Annotated in this window: 10 protein-coding genes; 7 read left to right on the top strand and 3 right to left on the bottom strand. The window is 40.9% G+C overall.

Translation table 11 applies throughout. The annotated features are described in order from the left end of the window. From cydB to ACOI22_RS09865, 4 genes are all read left to right on the top strand, one after another. Positions 1–1002, top strand: a complete 1002-nt coding sequence (gene cydB / locus ACOI22_RS09880; protein ID WP_420671859.1) for a cytochrome d ubiquinol oxidase subunit II — start codon at positions 1–3, stop codon at positions 1000–1002. A 3-nt stretch (positions 1003–1005) separates the two neighbouring features. Beyond that, on the top strand, positions 1006–2712 hold the full coding sequence (cydD, locus tag ACOI22_RS09875) for a thiol reductant ABC exporter subunit CydD (protein WP_420671858.1): 1707 nt from the start codon (positions 1006–1008) through the stop codon (positions 2710–2712). Further along, positions 2709–4403 (top strand): amino acid ABC transporter ATP-binding/permease protein, encoded by a 1695-nt coding sequence (locus ACOI22_RS09870; protein ID WP_420671857.1) that lies wholly within the window; start codon positions 2709–2711, stop codon positions 4401–4403. Before cydD ends, ACOI22_RS09870 begins: the two co-directional genes overlap by 4 nt. Positions 4404–4511: 108 nt before the next feature. Continuing rightward, on the top strand, positions 4512–5444 hold the full coding sequence (locus tag ACOI22_RS09865) for a hypothetical protein (protein ID WP_420671856.1): 933 nt from the start codon (positions 4512–4514) through the stop codon (positions 5442–5444). 3 nt (positions 5445–5447) lie between these two features. Here the strand turns inward: ACOI22_RS09865 and ACOI22_RS09860 are convergent, their stop codons facing one another. Further along, on the bottom strand, positions 5448–7685 hold the full coding sequence (locus ACOI22_RS09860; protein ID WP_420671855.1) for an ATPase, T2SS/T4P/T4SS family: 2238 nt from the start codon (positions 7683–7685) through the stop codon (positions 5448–5450). Between the two features lie 171 nt (positions 7686–7856). After that, on the bottom strand, positions 7857–9092 hold the full coding sequence (locus ACOI22_RS09855) for a GGDEF domain-containing protein (RefSeq protein ID WP_420671854.1): 1236 nt from the start codon (positions 9090–9092) through the stop codon (positions 7857–7859). Positions 9093–9532: 440 nt separating this feature from the next. Between ACOI22_RS09855 and ACOI22_RS09850 the strand changes: the two genes are divergently transcribed. Further along, the gene (locus ACOI22_RS09850) at positions 9533–10687 is read left to right on the top strand and encodes a 1-acyl-sn-glycerol-3-phosphate acyltransferase (RefSeq protein ID WP_420671853.1); all 1155 of its coding nucleotides are present in this window, start codon (positions 9533–9535) and stop codon (positions 10685–10687) included. A gap of 8 nt (positions 10688–10695) precedes the next feature. On the opposite strand, the gene ACOI22_RS09845 is transcribed toward ACOI22_RS09850, so the two are convergent. Next, a complete protein-coding gene (locus tag ACOI22_RS09845) occupies positions 10696–11271 on the bottom strand; it encodes a TetR/AcrR family transcriptional regulator (protein ID WP_420671852.1) in 576 nt (191 codons plus the stop codon). Between the two features lie 139 nt (positions 11272–11410). Here ACOI22_RS09845 and ACOI22_RS09840 point away from each other — a divergent pair, with 139 nt between their 5' ends. Together ACOI22_RS09840 and ACOI22_RS09835 are read left to right on the top strand one after the other, a co-directional pair. Next, entirely contained in the window at positions 11411–12457 is a 1047-nt protein-coding gene (locus ACOI22_RS09840; RefSeq protein ID WP_420671851.1) for an efflux RND transporter periplasmic adaptor subunit, read from the top strand. Next, the gene (locus ACOI22_RS09835) at positions 12457–15519 is read left to right on the top strand and encodes an efflux RND transporter permease subunit (RefSeq protein ID WP_420671850.1); all 3063 of its coding nucleotides are present in this window, start codon (positions 12457–12459) and stop codon (positions 15517–15519) included. Before ACOI22_RS09840 ends, ACOI22_RS09835 begins: the two co-directional genes overlap by 1 nt. Positions 15520–15548: the final 29 nt, after the last annotated feature.

Here is a 15548-nt window from a genome sequence, read left to right as displayed (position 1 = left end):
ATGGAACATACGCTTGATTTAACGTTAATTTGGGCTGTTATTATTGGCTTTGGCATAATGATGTACGTGCTAATGGATGGGTTTGACTTAGGCCAAGGAATATTGTTTCCATTTGCGCCAAATGAAAAAGCCCGAGATACCATGATGAATTCAGTTGCCCCAGTATGGGATGGAAACGAAACATGGTTAGTATTGGGGGGTGCAGGCTTGCTAGCTGCATTTCCTTTAGTGTACGCGGTATTTTTACCAGCTCTGTATATTGGTGTATTTTTACTGCTTGCTGGACTTATTTTTAGAGGGGTTGCTTTTGAATTTAGATTTAAAGCGAAAACTTCTAAGTATTTATGGAATTGGGCCTTTGCCGGTGGTTCAACGGTGGCCGCATTTGCACAAGGTGCAGTAGTAGGTGCGTATATCCAAGGCTTTGAAACAACAGGTTTTGTCTATTCAGGCGGCCCATTAGATTGGCTAACGCCCTTTACTGTTATTACTGGTTTAGGACTAGTGGCGGGATATGCGCTGCTGGGCAGCACGTGGTTAATAATGAAAACAGAAGGGGAGTTGCAAGAGTGGGCATATAAATTAACGCCTAAGTTGCTTGCTGCTTTATTGGTAGTGTTTACCATTGTGTGCATCTACACTCCGTTTATTGACCAAAGCGTAATGGACAGATGGTTTGATAACCTTAGTCTGATATGGATACTTCCAGCCTTATCATTAGCGTGCGCGGTGATAGTAATGCGATCTGTCAAAAAGAAGCAAGATGGCATGCCGTTCGTGGCAACCATGGGTATATTCTTGTTTAGTTATTTAGGTTTACTTGTAAGCAAATGGCCATACATTGTTCCGCCTAATTTTACTATTTGGGATGCGGCTTCCTCGCACAATTCACAATTGTTTCTTCTGATTGGTTTTCTGTTTGTTATTCCCATTGTACTGGCGTACACAAGCTGGACTTATTGGGTATTTAGAGGAAAAGTGAAAGAAGGTGGATATCACTAAATAATGGTAGCGAGTAATGCTAAACGGCCAGATGCTATTAATACAGCCTCTGGCCGTGACTTTTTAAAAAGCTTCGCAAAACAAGAAGCTAGCAGGCTTAGGCTAGCGATAGCCGCGGGTACTATTTCAACCATATTAATGCTTATCCAATGGCTTTTGTTTTCACACATTGCACATAATATTTTAGTTGAAGGGCTTGCCATAAGTTCGCAAAACTTGAGTATAGTGTACTTGCTAGTATGCGTAATCCTTCGCCCCATTTTTAATAGAGCACAAAGTTTAAGTGCTCAAAAAGCAAGTCAAAATATTCGAAACAACATTCGCCAAGGTTTACAACAATTTTGGCGAAATACCAGTCCGCTTACCCTCAAAAACACCTCAAATGGCGTTTTCGCTACGCAATATGTAGATGAAGTAGAAGCAATGGACGCCTACTTTTCACGATATTGGCCACAGCAAGCTTTGGCTATTATTTCTCCATTAATTATTCTGAGTGTGGTGGCATATTTAAACTGGCTATGTGCTTTACTATTACTTATTTCAGCTCCTTTAATTCCGCTATTTATGATTTTAGTGGGGATGGGAGCTGAGGCGCTAAATCAACGATATTCGCTTGCTCGCCAGCGTCTTGCCGGACACTTTCTAGATAGAGTGGCTAACCTACCTACTATTAAGCTTTTGGGGGCCGAGCAAAGTGTGCATGACGAAGTGGCGCAAAATAGTAATTTGTACAGAAAGCTTGTGATGAAAACCTTAAAGCTCGCGTTTCTTTCTTCCACAGTTTTAGAGTTTTTCACTAGCGTTGCTATAGCTGCTTTAGCTATTTATATAGGATTTTCGTTATACGGGGCAATAACATGGGGCCCTGCCAATAGTTTAACTTTGTTTTCAGGCTTAGCTATTTTGATACTAGCGCCTGAGTTTTTTATGCCTATGCGCATGCTTTCACAATTTTATCATGACAGAGCATCGGCTTTAGGTGCCGCTAATAATTTAGTTATTACTTTGGGTCAAGAAGATGTTTTAAAACAAACCAAGCCCAAGCAAAATAAAGCGTATAGAAGTTCAGAACCAAGCAATAATCAATTGGCGCTTACTAATTTAGTGCTGGGTTTTACGCCTGAAGCTCCCTTGTGCGAGCCAATTAGTTTATCAGCTATGAGCGGAACATTGCTTGTGGTATCGGGCCCTTCAGGCGCAGGCAAAAGCACTTTGTTAAATACCATTGCCGGGTTTTTACCGCCTCTTAGCGGCAATATTAATATCCCCTCAAAAACGGGGGCGAGCATTGCATTTTTGCCCCAACAAGCCTGGATCAAAAACGCTTCTATTTATGAGAACTTAAGCGCATTAGCACCTAAAGCTAGTGAAAGCCAAATGTATGCAGTGTTAAGCCAGTTAGGCCTAGCCAAAGAGCTAGACTTACAGCGTTTGAGTGTTAACACGCTCATTGGTGAGCATGGGAAGGGATTGTCAGGCGGGCAAATGCAGCGCATTGCCATAGCAAGGGTTATGCTAAATCCTGCGCCAATAATATTGCTAGATGAGCCTACTGCAAAACTAGATGACACTAGCAAACAATACATAATTAATGCCATAGGCCTGTTACGTAATAAGGCGCTAGTAATAATAGCCAGCCATGACCCGCTGCTTATAAGTATGGCTGACAAAAATATTGTCATCAGCCCTCCCTCAGGAGAAACGCTGTGAAAAATTGGTTTTTGCTTGTTAGACGCAAATTAGGTTCTCGACTAGTTTTTGGGGTGTTGTGGTCATTTGCTACCCTATTTTCTGGTGCCGCATTACTGATGTTGTCAGGCTGGTTTATTAGTGCCACGGCGTTAGCTGGAATAAGTATTGCCGCCGGTATTAGTATAATGTTTGATATGTACATGCCGGGCTCGGGCATTCGTTTTTTTGCTTTAAGCAGAACCGTTTCAAGGTATGCTGAGCGCTTATATAATCATGATTCTATATTGCGTTTAATCTCAGTATTTCGTTTAACCTTGTTCAGTTCAATGACGGGCATGTCAAATGCAAGCTTACGCAGCACAAATGACAGCGAATGGTTAGCAAAACTTACAGCCGATTTAGATGCTTTAGATGCCATTTTACTGCGCTACACAATTGTCCCTATCGCCATATTCTTACTTATATTAAGTGTCACGTTTTTTGTCGGTTTTTTCTATTTAGAGCTGGCCATTGTACTTGGTATAGTTATGCTCGTTTTTCTGTGCGCGAGTATTTTTGCTACGGTTAAACTTACTAAGGTACACGCCTACAAAACAAGCGCCTTGTTAAGTGATTGCCGTGAAAACTTAATAGAGCACTTAAGTGGAGCTCTTGAGTTGCAGGCGTTTAATATGATGCTACACCATGAGCAAAAATTAACGCAAAGCATGGCAAGCTTTTACGCGGTACAAAAATCACTAAATAAGAAAGTGGCGAATATCCAATTAATAGTAGATTCGGCCTTAGGCCTTGTAACCGTTAGCCTAATAGTGCTTGGTATGTACAGCGCTAATATGGGATTAATAACGGGGCCCTTTGCATTGCTACTTGTTATGATGTTCATGGCAATGACCGAATTGCTCCAAGGTATCCCGTCACAATTTAGTTCGTGGGGGCAAACCGAATTTGCAGTGGCTAGGCTTAATAGCTTGCTGCATGAAACGCCAATGCCCAACCATAAAATTGAGCATGATACGCAATCTTTAGATGTGCACATTAAAGGGCACCCACAAATTTTGAGTAGTCAGCATAATGGTCTGCAGTTTACGCTTCTGCCCCAGCAAATTGTTAATGTAACTGGGCATTCTGGTAGCGGAAAATCGAGTATAGCTAAGTTCATAATAGACATGGGCAAGTATGAAAGCCCGTTAAACGAAAGTGACAATTACGTTTTACTGAACCAATCTATTGAGCTGAGTCACCTAAGTTCCATAGATTGGTATTCGCGCATTTCATATTTAGAGCAAGCAAATACTTTGCTAGCAGGCTCCCTAGGCTACAATCTTGCCCTTGGAATTAGCGATGTGTCAGAAAAAGATCTGTGGCGAGTGTTAAAAATAGTTGAGCTTGAGCAATGGGCTAATAAGCTGCCAGAGGGCCTAAATACTTGGTTAGGTGAAATGGGCGCGAACGTTTCGGGCGGGCAAGCTCGGCGTATTTGCTTGGCGCGCCTGCTCCTTCGAGACTCCCCCATTATTATTTTAGACGAACCCTTTAATGGCCTAGATGAAGAAATGTCAAAACGAATATGGCTTAGTATGCAAACTTGGCTGTCAAATAAAATGGTGTTGTTATTAAGCCACCATACCCCTGAATACTTGCTTAATGTGCCTGCAAGTAATACAGCAACAAATATGAGCAGTAAACTCACGAGCATATCTTTAAATTGAAGAGTTTAAAAAACGACTAGTTTCCCTTTTTATATACAAAAGTCTTTAGTTACCTTGGCGTATCATACATAATTGCGCCACTATTATTTAAGGATTCATTAATTTTTCATGGTGAAACAAAGCATTATCGGCTTAACAGTAGCCGTTTTCCTCGTTCTAGCTATTCTTATTGGCGTATCAATTCATACGCTATACAGCAAAAAAGACATAAGTTTTGACCCTAAATTACATGAAATATCAGGCATAGAGTTTGATAAGCGCCAACGCTTATGGGCAATTAATGACAGCGGTGACGATCCAAAGCTTTACCAAATTAATAAAGATGGCTCAATTGCCAAAGAGATTTTAGTCACTAATGCAAAGAACATTGACTGGGAAGATATGACGCAAAATACGTTTGGTCATTTCTTTTTGGGCGACTTTGGCAATAATGATAACAAAAGACGCTGGCTCACCATTTATAAAATTGAAAACCCAATTGATATTAAAGGTGAGACAACAGAAGCAGAAATTATAAAATTTAACTATCCAGAACTTACCGACCGCCCAGTTAAACCCGGTGATCGTAATTATGACTTAGAAGCTTTTGTGTCGTATAAGCGCCATTTGTACTTGTTTACCAAAAATAGAACTGAGCCTTTTGATGGTATCACCAATTTATACAAGGTAGGCGATCACGCGGCCAATTTTGATGCACAGCTAATAGGTTCATTCAAAACCTGTACTACGATGGAAAAGTTGTGCTGGATAACGTCTGCAGCGCTTAGCCCGAACCGTGAAAAATTAGCCTTACTTGATTCAACCAGTATCTGGCTATTCGAAAATTTTGAGGGTGATAACTTTTTCTCAGGCGATGTATCACGTATTGACTTAGGCATTGTGACGCAAAAGGAAGCGATTACCTTTTTTGATGACAACACCATTGTGTTCACCGATGAGGCGTTTAAGGGAATAGGTGGCAATGCATACTCTATCAAGCTTGATGAAGTAGAAAAGCGACCTATGCCCAAACAGGTGGGTCGAACGCAAAAAGAGCGCTAGGGATTAAAGATCTTGATCCCCGTAGCCACTAATAATTTGCGCTTGAATAATATCAATATCACCGTGAATGACCTTCAAAATTGCATCTTGCGCTAAGGTGCGCATACCGTCATGCATACTCTGCTGTTTAATTTGTTCCGCAGACGCTTTCTTATATACTAAGCTACGTAATTGTGGGGTCATAGTGAGTAGCTCATGCACGCCAGTTCGGCCCTTGTAGCCGGTATCATCACACTCTTTACAGCCTACTGCTTTATATAAATGTAGGTTGTCAGATATTTTAACCTCGTCAAAATACTCTTCCCCATATTGGCGTCTAATAAAATCCATTTCGACTTCGTTGGGCGCATGCTTTTCTTTGCAGTTCATACACAAGACCCGAACTAAGCGCTGGGCTAAAATACCAATACAAGCGTCTGAGAAATTAACGGGGTCCATACCCAAGTCAAGTAAACGTGTAATGGTTTCAGGCGCTGAATTGGTATGTAAGGTGGATAATACCAAGTGCCCTGTTAATGAGGCCTCAATAGCCGCTCCTGCGGTTTCTTGATCACGCATTTCGCCTACTAAGATTACGTCAGGATCGGCTCGTAAAAATGCGCGCAAAGCATTGGCAAAAGTGAAGCCAATTTTTGGATTTACTTGTACTTGCTGCAATCGATACTGCTTAATTTCAACAGGGTCCTCAATGGTCCAAATCTTCTTATCAGGCGTGTTTAAGCGCCCCAATGCGGCATGTAAGGTAGTGGTTTTGCCCGAACCTGTAGGGCCAACCACCAACAAAATGCCGTGGGGAACAGAAAGCATACTTTCTAAGCGGTTGAGGTTTTGTGGGGCTAAATTTATTTTGTGTAGCGACATAGCATCGCCGCTTACCAAAATACGCATAACTAAGCCTTCGCCAACTACCGTGGGTATGGTGGCAACACGCACATCAATAGCTTGGCCTTTGTGCGAAAATATTAATTTACCATCTTGTGGAAGGCGTTTTTCAGCAATATTTAAACCTGCCAAAATTTTAATTCTTGAGACCACAGCACCGTGATGCGATTCAGGTACTTGGTTAATATCCCGTACTAGGCCATCCACTCGCATCCTAACAAGAGTAGGGCTATCGGGCTCAGGATCTATATGTATATCTGAGGCATTAATGCGCACAGCTTCTTCTAAAATGCTGGTAACCAAGCGCACAATAGCCGGTTCATTTTCTGCAATACTTTCGGTTTTCTTTTCTTCTTTTACAACAACCGAAGTGCTAATCTCGCCAATGATGTCGTCAAACTTACGAGCGCCACTTGGACTGTCTTTTATATCCCCTAAGTATTGCAATATATGCGAGGGTAAAGCGAAAGCTAATTGGTAGTTGTCACTACCAAGTGCGTTTTCAATTTCCATTAATAGGGTTGAATTATTTGGCTCAAACATAAGCACAATGGCTTGCTCGTTAGCATCGCGAACAATTACCACTAAGTTTCGCTTTAAGTATGAGGGATTCAATTTTGAATCATGGGGAGATACATGAAATTCAGCCGGTAAAAATTCAATTGCCGGTACTTGATAGTAAATTGATAGAGCTTCACTAATTGATTTTTCAGCTATTTGATGCTCACTATTCAGTATGAAAGCCAAGTGCTTAATACTTGCGTTTTTAGACACATTGCTAAGTACTTTTTTGTCAACAAGGCCTTTATGAACTAAGTAGTCAAAGGGACGGGCGGTGCCGCCAAGTTCATACTTGTAAGCATGGGCTAGAATGCTAGCCACTTGTTCAGCAAGAGCCATATCGTCATCATTAAAGGCGCCATGCTCTTTATTAATGACCTCAAAAACGCCCAGTAGAACATCATTATACTTAATGGGTACAGCAAGAATGTTATCTGTTTTAACACGGGTTAGGCGATCGTATCGCTTTTCAAATTTTAATTTATAATGGATGGCTCTAAGGGCATCTTCGTCATAGGGATTGTTCACCAATATTGAGTGTTGCGCCATAGCCACATAGCCAGCAATAGATTGCGTATTCACCGGTACCCGAAATTCGCGTAATTCACTGCCCGTTTTATAGCGAGCTACCAAATCGCGATGATGCGAACGGCGCTGGAAAAGTGACACACGCTGCACATTAAATGAATCTAGAATGAAGGGCTCTATGTGTTCGTAAGCTTGTGCAAGGTTTGCGTACTGCTGCACTATTTTCTGTAAGGTGCTGATCAAATTTTCGCGCAGTTGTTGGTTAAACATGGCGTTTATACCTTCCTTTTGTAATATGAAATCTGAGCAAGGCAATAAGCAGTGATAAAATCATAGCTATATGAATTTTTGACACTTTTTACCGCCCAAAACCGTTGGCTCAGTTTGGTAAGCAAATTTAGTACCAAGGTATTTTAGTAGAAGAGGCAAACTAAATAAGTACTAGGCTACGTCAGTTTTACTACTCACTAAAACCGGCTTTGAATGGGAATTAGTTATGGCAGTACCCGCTTTTGAAGCATCGAACACAGCAATGGGGCTAGCCTTATTTTCTTTTGCTTGCAAAAGCGCGCTTGACGCTTGTTCAATAATTTCATCTACGTCAATAATATTGCCCGGCTTAAATTCTGTGATCCCAAAGCTAATGGGTAAATCACTTTTATCTTTATTAATACCAAATATGTGTTCTATGTTACTGGCACTAATTAAATCAAGCAGCTTAGAGCTAAAGGCATAAGCGTGCTCACTGGTTACGTTGGGCAGCGTAAATGCAAATTTGTTATCTTCAAATCGCGTTACATATTCACCACCACGCAAGGTTGCATTTGCTAATGTTTTCGCAATACTTTGCACACACCTGCTAAGTTTTTCAGCGCCGTGCTCAGCTAAGCATTCTTCGTAAAAATCAAGCTTAAGAATAATAATACTAAAACTAGTGCCGGCGCGTTTTGCACGGCGCACTTCCTGATTTATGGTTAAGTCAAAGAAGCGACGATTGAACACGTCGGTTTCATGATCTTCTATAGTGGTTTGCTTTATCTTTTCTAGGTATTTAGCGCTGAGTTCTTCCTGCTCATTATGTTGAACAATTAGCTGCACGTGGGCACGGATGGATGCGTAAAGCTTAAAACCAATAGTAATTAATACTGCGGTGTACAAAGTTAAAGCAATTGCGCTAGATAAAGCCGCTGCAGTGCCTTGTGTAAGGTACAAATACAGGAATGCGGCAATGTTTGGCACGGTAAGGGGCAAAGTAACACCTAATAATGCTTTTTTAGAACACACCGATATCATAGCTAAACATGCGCAGTGCATGCCAAGCACAAAAGAAACTGCGTAAATAGAAATGCTACTGCTTAAAATTAAATATGCATATGAGCCTGCAAATATTGCGCTAATTAGTATTGCATTTAAGGTATAAATTGACTCCCACTTAACATGGTCAAATTTCGCTTCGTTTTGCTTACGCAAAAATTTAGTTTGATACAACATACTCACTAGCAAAGAACAAGTAATGAGTAGGCCTGCATTTATGAGCGCATCAGAGCTCACATTTTGCCACGACATAAACAACAAAAGCGCACCACTGAATAGTTGTACGGCAATATTTGCAAACGAATATTTAAATAAGCTATTTATAATCAGTTTGTCACATTGTCTTTTTACGTCGTTAATCACGAGTTCTTTCTCTTTTGGTTATGTCGTTTTAAATCCACTGTGTAAAATGTTGATGTTGAATGAAATTTGACCACAGCTTGGCTAATGTGAAATATAGAGCATTACTATGGGTCTAAAGTTTTGAAATTTCATACCAAATTATGCGCTTTAATAACAAACACCAAAGCTGTACTTTTTTTAATCAACTGAGGTGCTGTATTAAATGTGTATAAAACACACACATTACTAAAAGAATTATCTATAGATTATATTTATATCATTGATTAATATTAGATTTTAATGTTGCTGATACTCATATTTCGAAAGGCAGCATAAAACTAAGGCACTGGGGTTGTTGTAATAAAGTGGTTTTTTCTGCGGCTTAGTTGTAGCGTTAAGGTTTATGATATTTTTTACTTTTTTCCATTTCTTAATCCTGTTGTGAAGGTTTGCCAGATTTTATGACATCAAAGTTCGATGATATTAAGCCGTATGACGACGCCGAATTACCCCATGTTTTAAACAAACTCGTTAAAAATAGTTCTTTTATCAATACCCTAGTTGAGTTTCGTTTTGCTGCCTGGCCTTCGTTTAGCAAAGCTTTTATTGGCCGCTTATTACAAATGGCCATTTTATTTAAGATAAGACGCGTAAAAACCTTACAAGATTTTCAAATGTTACTGCAGCCCTATTTGGCGCATATAATTGAAACTACCAATACATCTTTTACCATTAGTGGATTAAATGACTTAGATTTGTCAAAGCCGTGTTTGTTTATTTCAAATCATCGCGACATAGTGCTTGATTCAGCCTACGTAAATTGGGCGCTTCATTTACAAGGCCAAAATACTGTTAGAGCTGCCGTGGGTGACAACCTTCTGCATAAAGAATGGGTAGCTGACCTAATGCGCTTGAATAAGTGTTTTGTGGTGCAGCGCTCAGTTGAAGGCCGCCGCGCTAAGTTACACGCCGCAAAATTGCTAAGTGAGTATATGCATCATTCATTAAGGCATGATCACCAACATGTGTGGATAGCGCAAAAAGAAGGGCGAGCGAAAGACGGTATGGATTGCACTAACCCTGCCATTATCTCAATGCTCTTGTTGAATAAGCCTAAAGATAAAAGCGTTCAACAATACATTAATGAGCTGCGCGTAGTGCCTGTTGCCATATCATACGAGTTTGACCCATGCGATATAAGCAAAGCCAAAGAATTGGTGCTGGCTGAGCAAAATGGCGAATACAACAAACCTGATAACGAAGATATGCGGAGTATTGTAAATGGGATTGTAGGTAACAAAGGGCAAGTGCATATCCACTTTGGTAAGGAAATTACCGAAAACAATAAGGCTGTAGAAGACGTAGTCTCTAAAATAGATGAAGAGATATTATTAGGCTATAAAATTTACCCTACGGCTGAAGTGGCCTGTAAGCTACTTGAAGAGCCAAACGGTAACTACTCTAGTACGCTTGACGAGCAGGGTCAAAAACGTGCAAAAGATTATTTATTAGCACGTTTACGCAACTTAACTGGCGCTGAAAAGACGAAGCTTTTACAAATGTATGCTAACCCGCTTAAGCGCTTACGCATGAATGAGCGTAAGGCGAATCAGTAAAGTTCCCCTTAAGATTTTGGAAGGGTCGCAGTTTCGTATAAGCGAAATGTGGTTTTAATGACTTCTCGAGTGTCAATTTCTTCGTTAGACAGCATCAAGCTTTCACCAATTTGTTGAATATTTTTGGCAAATTCACCAGGGCCTAAATTCACAGCATCTAAACTAATTTGCTTAGCCTCAATGGCTTGTGACAACCTAGTTTGTATAGCCAAACGTGTTTTACTTCGCTCTTCATTTATAAGGTCTTCGCACAAAGTGTGACCTGCATGAATCAAATCTGATTTAATGAGCGTACTTGGGATTTCATCAAACATTTCAGTGCATCTATGCGACAAAAAGTGATAAGTATCTTGCCAAAAAGGCCCTTGCTCGTTAACGTAATCAATAATTTCAGAATCTTTCTCAAACAAGAAATTTTGTATAAAGGCTCTAAATAAAATTTCCTTAGAAGAAAATTGTTTGTGGATTGTTACCCTTGAAATATTTGCATAGCGACTAATCATGGCAATACTCGAAGCAGTATAGCCATGTTGGAAAAAGCATGCCCTTGCCGTTTCAAATATTTTCTGAGTACTTTTTAACATCAAATTCTTCATAAGTTTTTAACATGCGCAGTAGTGTAGCCCACTGTAAATCAGCTTACAATAAAGATTTACACATTTAGTTAATGTGTTAACATTGCGAATTAGCTTTACTCTACACAAACACCTCTCGGAGAAATAAATGAAACAGTGGTTCCTGCTTGGCCTGCTTGTAATACTTCAAAGTTGTTCAGACACTAAAGAGTCTGCTACAGAGCAACAGCCATTAGTTATTCAAACGTTTGCAGCCACGAAAAAGCAAATCAATGAAGTGTATGAGTTTCCCGCGGTTGTATCGGCAGTGAAGAACGTTGAGCTGCGCTTTGAAGTGTCGGGAAGGTTAATTGATATTAATTTGGTTAAAGGGAAAAAGGTAAGTAAAGGGCAGAAATTAGCGCAAATTGACCCAGCCCCCTACGAGCGCCGCGTAAAAGATCGCCAAGTGCGCCATGAATTAGCAACTAATGATTTAAACCGAATTGAAGCCCTATATAAAACGGGCGGTGTATCGCATAGCCAATTTGATAATGCTAAAACCCAGTATGAAACCACATTACTTGACCTAAACAATGCAAAACAAGACTTAAGCTACACCACCATTACCGCTCCTTTTGATGGTGTTGTGTCAGACCGCTACGTTGAAAACAACAGTTTTGTGCAAGTGGGTAGCTCTATTGCAACGCTGCAAGACCGCTCTAGCCTTTACTTTTCCTTTGATGTACCAGAACGCGTTATGACTATTAATAATGGTAATAGAGATATACAAGCAGTTGCTCGAATTATTGGCTTAGAAGATGAGTCGTATAATATTCACTACGTTGAACACGAAACCACGCCAGACCCTATCACGCAAACATATAATGTCACTTTCGCAATTGATAATGCGCATGAAACTCAGTTGATCCCAGGCTCAAGAGCAATGGTTACCGTGCGAGCAGGCAACGGCCGCGGGCAAGTAGCAGCTGTGCCTATGGCTGCGGTATTCGGTGATGATAAAAGTGGCTTTGCTGTTTGGGTATTTGACGAACAAGCTCAAGTAGTTAATAAACGAGAAGTCAAAGTAAGCGGAATTCATGCTGATTACGCCATTATTTCACAAGGCTTACAAGAAGGTGAAAAGGTGGTTGCCGCGGGTGTAAGTTACATGCGTGAGGGTATTAAAGTAAGAGAATATAAGGCAGAACAGTAATGGATATAGCACGTTATTCATTAAGCAAGCCGGTAAATATTTGGTTACTAGCCCTAGTGTGCATTGTAGGTGGTTTGGTTGCTCTTGAAAGTATTGGCCGATTAGAAGACCCAGCGTTCACTATTAAAGAATCAATGATTTTGACTTATTACCCAGGTGCAAGCGCTGAAAAAGTCGAAAAAGAACTCACCGAACAAATTGAAATAGCACTGCAAAAAATGCCCCAGCTGAAAATGCTTAAATCAACAAATAAGCCAGGCGTTTCACAAATTCGAGTCGAAGTATTACCTAATTTCGATACTGACGAACTTCCGCAAATATGGGATGAGCTACGAAAGCGTTTGAGCGACCTAGCGCCCTCATTACCTTTAGGTACCACAGCACCCAATGTGATAGATGATTTTGGTGATGTATATGGTTTGTACTATGCCTTAACAGCCCCAGACTTTTCCCCTCATCAAATTCGCGAATTTGCACGCATAATACGCCGCGAGCTCTTAACTATTGATGGCGTAGCTAAAGTTGATGTAAACGGCATTTTAGAAGAAGAAATTGTTGCCACTTTTGATACATACCAAATAGCAGGCCTAGGTTTATCGTTTCCAGATATTGCTCAGTTGCTTGATAACAATTTACGCCCTTTTACAGGCGGTCGCTTACTTGTTGATGGCAAGCAAGCGCGCATCTCTTTAGCAGATTCAACGAATAGAATTCAAGAGATTGGCAATTTATCTATTGTACTACCGGGAAACAACGCATCTATTAAACTTAAAGATATAGCTGAGTTGTCTATTCAACCAGTGGAAATTCCCTCAAGTGTGATGCGTTACAATGGAAAAGATGCCATCACTTTTGCGGTGTCGGCCAAATTTGATGTAAACATTGTAGATGTGGGTAATAAAGTTAATGCCAAAATAGATGAGATCATGAGTACCTTGCCGGTGGGTATTAAGGTTGACCGCCTATACGATCAAGCCAAAATTGTAAAAGAAGCCGTAGACGGGTTTATTGTTAATTTAGAAGTATCGGTGCTTGTAGTAACCCTAGCCTTATGTGTATTTATGGGGTGGCGTTCAGGCGTGGTAGTAGGAGTAACCTTACTTATTACTGTATTAGGTACCGTGTTATTTATGTGGCTGTATGACTTGCGTTTGCAACGTATTTCCCTAGGCGCAATGGTAATTGCCATGGGAATGTTGGTAGATAACGCAATTGTAGTGGCTGAGGGCATGATGCTGCGCATGGCGAAGGGGAAGTCAGCGCTTGAAGCAGCCAGCTTTATTGTAAAACGAACTCAATGGCCTTTGTTAGGTGCTACCGTGATTGGAATTATGGCCTTCTCAGGCATTGGCCTTTCTGATGACGCAACAGGCGAATTCTTATTTTCCTTGTTTGCCGTAGTCTTAATTTCTTTATTACTGAGTTGGGTTTTTGCGGTCACCTTAACGCCGTTAATGGGCAAGTATTTATACAAAGTGGGTGATGGCAATACAGAGAACGAAAAGCCCTCAATACTTGCTAGAGGATACTTAGTCTTATTGTCGCAAGCCTTACGTTTTAGGTGGGTAAGCTTAGCGTTTCTTATTTTAATTACCATTACTGCCTATGCTAGCTTCGGTTTAATTAAACAAGGTTTCTTCCCGCCATCCAATGCGCCGGTTTTCTTCATTAACTATTGGAGCCCACAAGACCGCGATATTCGAACTACCGAAGCGAAAATGATAGAGGGTGAACAGCTTATTTTAGCAAACGAAAATGTTAGTTCAGTCGCAAGCTTTGTGGGGCGTGGTGCTGAACGGTTCACTCTGTTATATGGCCCTGAAATGCCCAATGAAAGTTATGGTTTGTTCTTTGTGCGCGTGAATGATGCTAAAGACATTGCGCAAGTCACGGAAGCTTTATCAGAAAAGCTCGCTGCGGTAGACCCTGAAGGGCGCTTTTATGCAAAAGTAATGGAGTTTGGGCCTTCGGCAGCAGCTAAGTTACAGGTACGTTTTTCGGGCCCTGACCCACTTATCCTTCGAGATTTAGCTCGCCAAGCAAAAAATATATATATTGATGACGGGCAAATAGGCAACGTACGTGATGATTGGCGTGACAAAGGCTTTATTTTAACGCCGCAGTACGATGAAATAACCGCTGGCTTGGCGGGGGTGTCACGTTTAGATTTCTCGCAAGCTATTCAGTTTGCTACAAGTGGCTTACGTATTGGCCAGTTGCAATCAGGTGATTATTTGTACCCTATTATTGCAAAAAGCCGCCAGCCTGATTCGCCAGATATTGAAGACATGAAAAATAGCGTGGTTTGGAGTAGTAGCCAACGCCGATATATTCCTTTTCAGCAGGTATCAAGTAACATTGCTTACAATAGCGAAGAATTACTGATTCAGCGACGAGACCGAGTAAGAACTATTACGGTGTCGGCAGAGCCTGGCTTTGACGAAACCGCAGGGGCTGCATTTGCTCGAGTAAAAGCAGCTATGGAGAGTATTGAATTACCGCAGGGGTATTCCTTAGAATATGGTGGTGAGTACGAATCTGCTAATGACGCACAAGAAGCGCTTGGAAAAGGCTTACCTTTAGGTTTCTTAGTTATGTTTCTTATATCGGTGGTTCTTTTTGGCCGTGTACGCCAACCTTTAATTGTGTGGTTAGTTGTGCCAATGGCGGTAGTAGGTGTGGTTGCTGGTTTGCTAGGCGCTGACATGCCCTTTGGGTTTATGTCTTTACTTGGCTTCTTAAGTTTGTTCGGCATGTTAATTAAAAACGCGATTGTATTATTGGAAGAAATAGACTTACAGATTGAAGAAGGCAAACCCCCATTACAAGGTTTGATTGAAGCCAGTGTGAGCCGTTTAAGGCCCGTTTCACTTGCCGCCGTGACTACTATTTTAGGGGTAATGCCTTTACTGTTTGACCCATTCTTTGCTGATATGTCGGTCACTATTATGGGCGGCTTAGCCTTTGCTACTTTGCTAACGCTTATTGCGGTCCCTGTGTTCTATAGCTTGTTTTTTGGAATTCGATACAACAAAGAAGACGCAGTTAAACAGCCTACTTAATACTTGAGGTAACTAAACGAAGCTAAGTG

Origin of the sequence: Glaciecola sp. 2405UD65-10 (assembly GCF_048820975.1) — a bacterium.
GTDB lineage: Bacteria > Pseudomonadota > Gammaproteobacteria > Enterobacterales > Alteromonadaceae > Glaciecola.
This window is presented reverse-complemented; position numbering and strand designations above follow the sequence as displayed.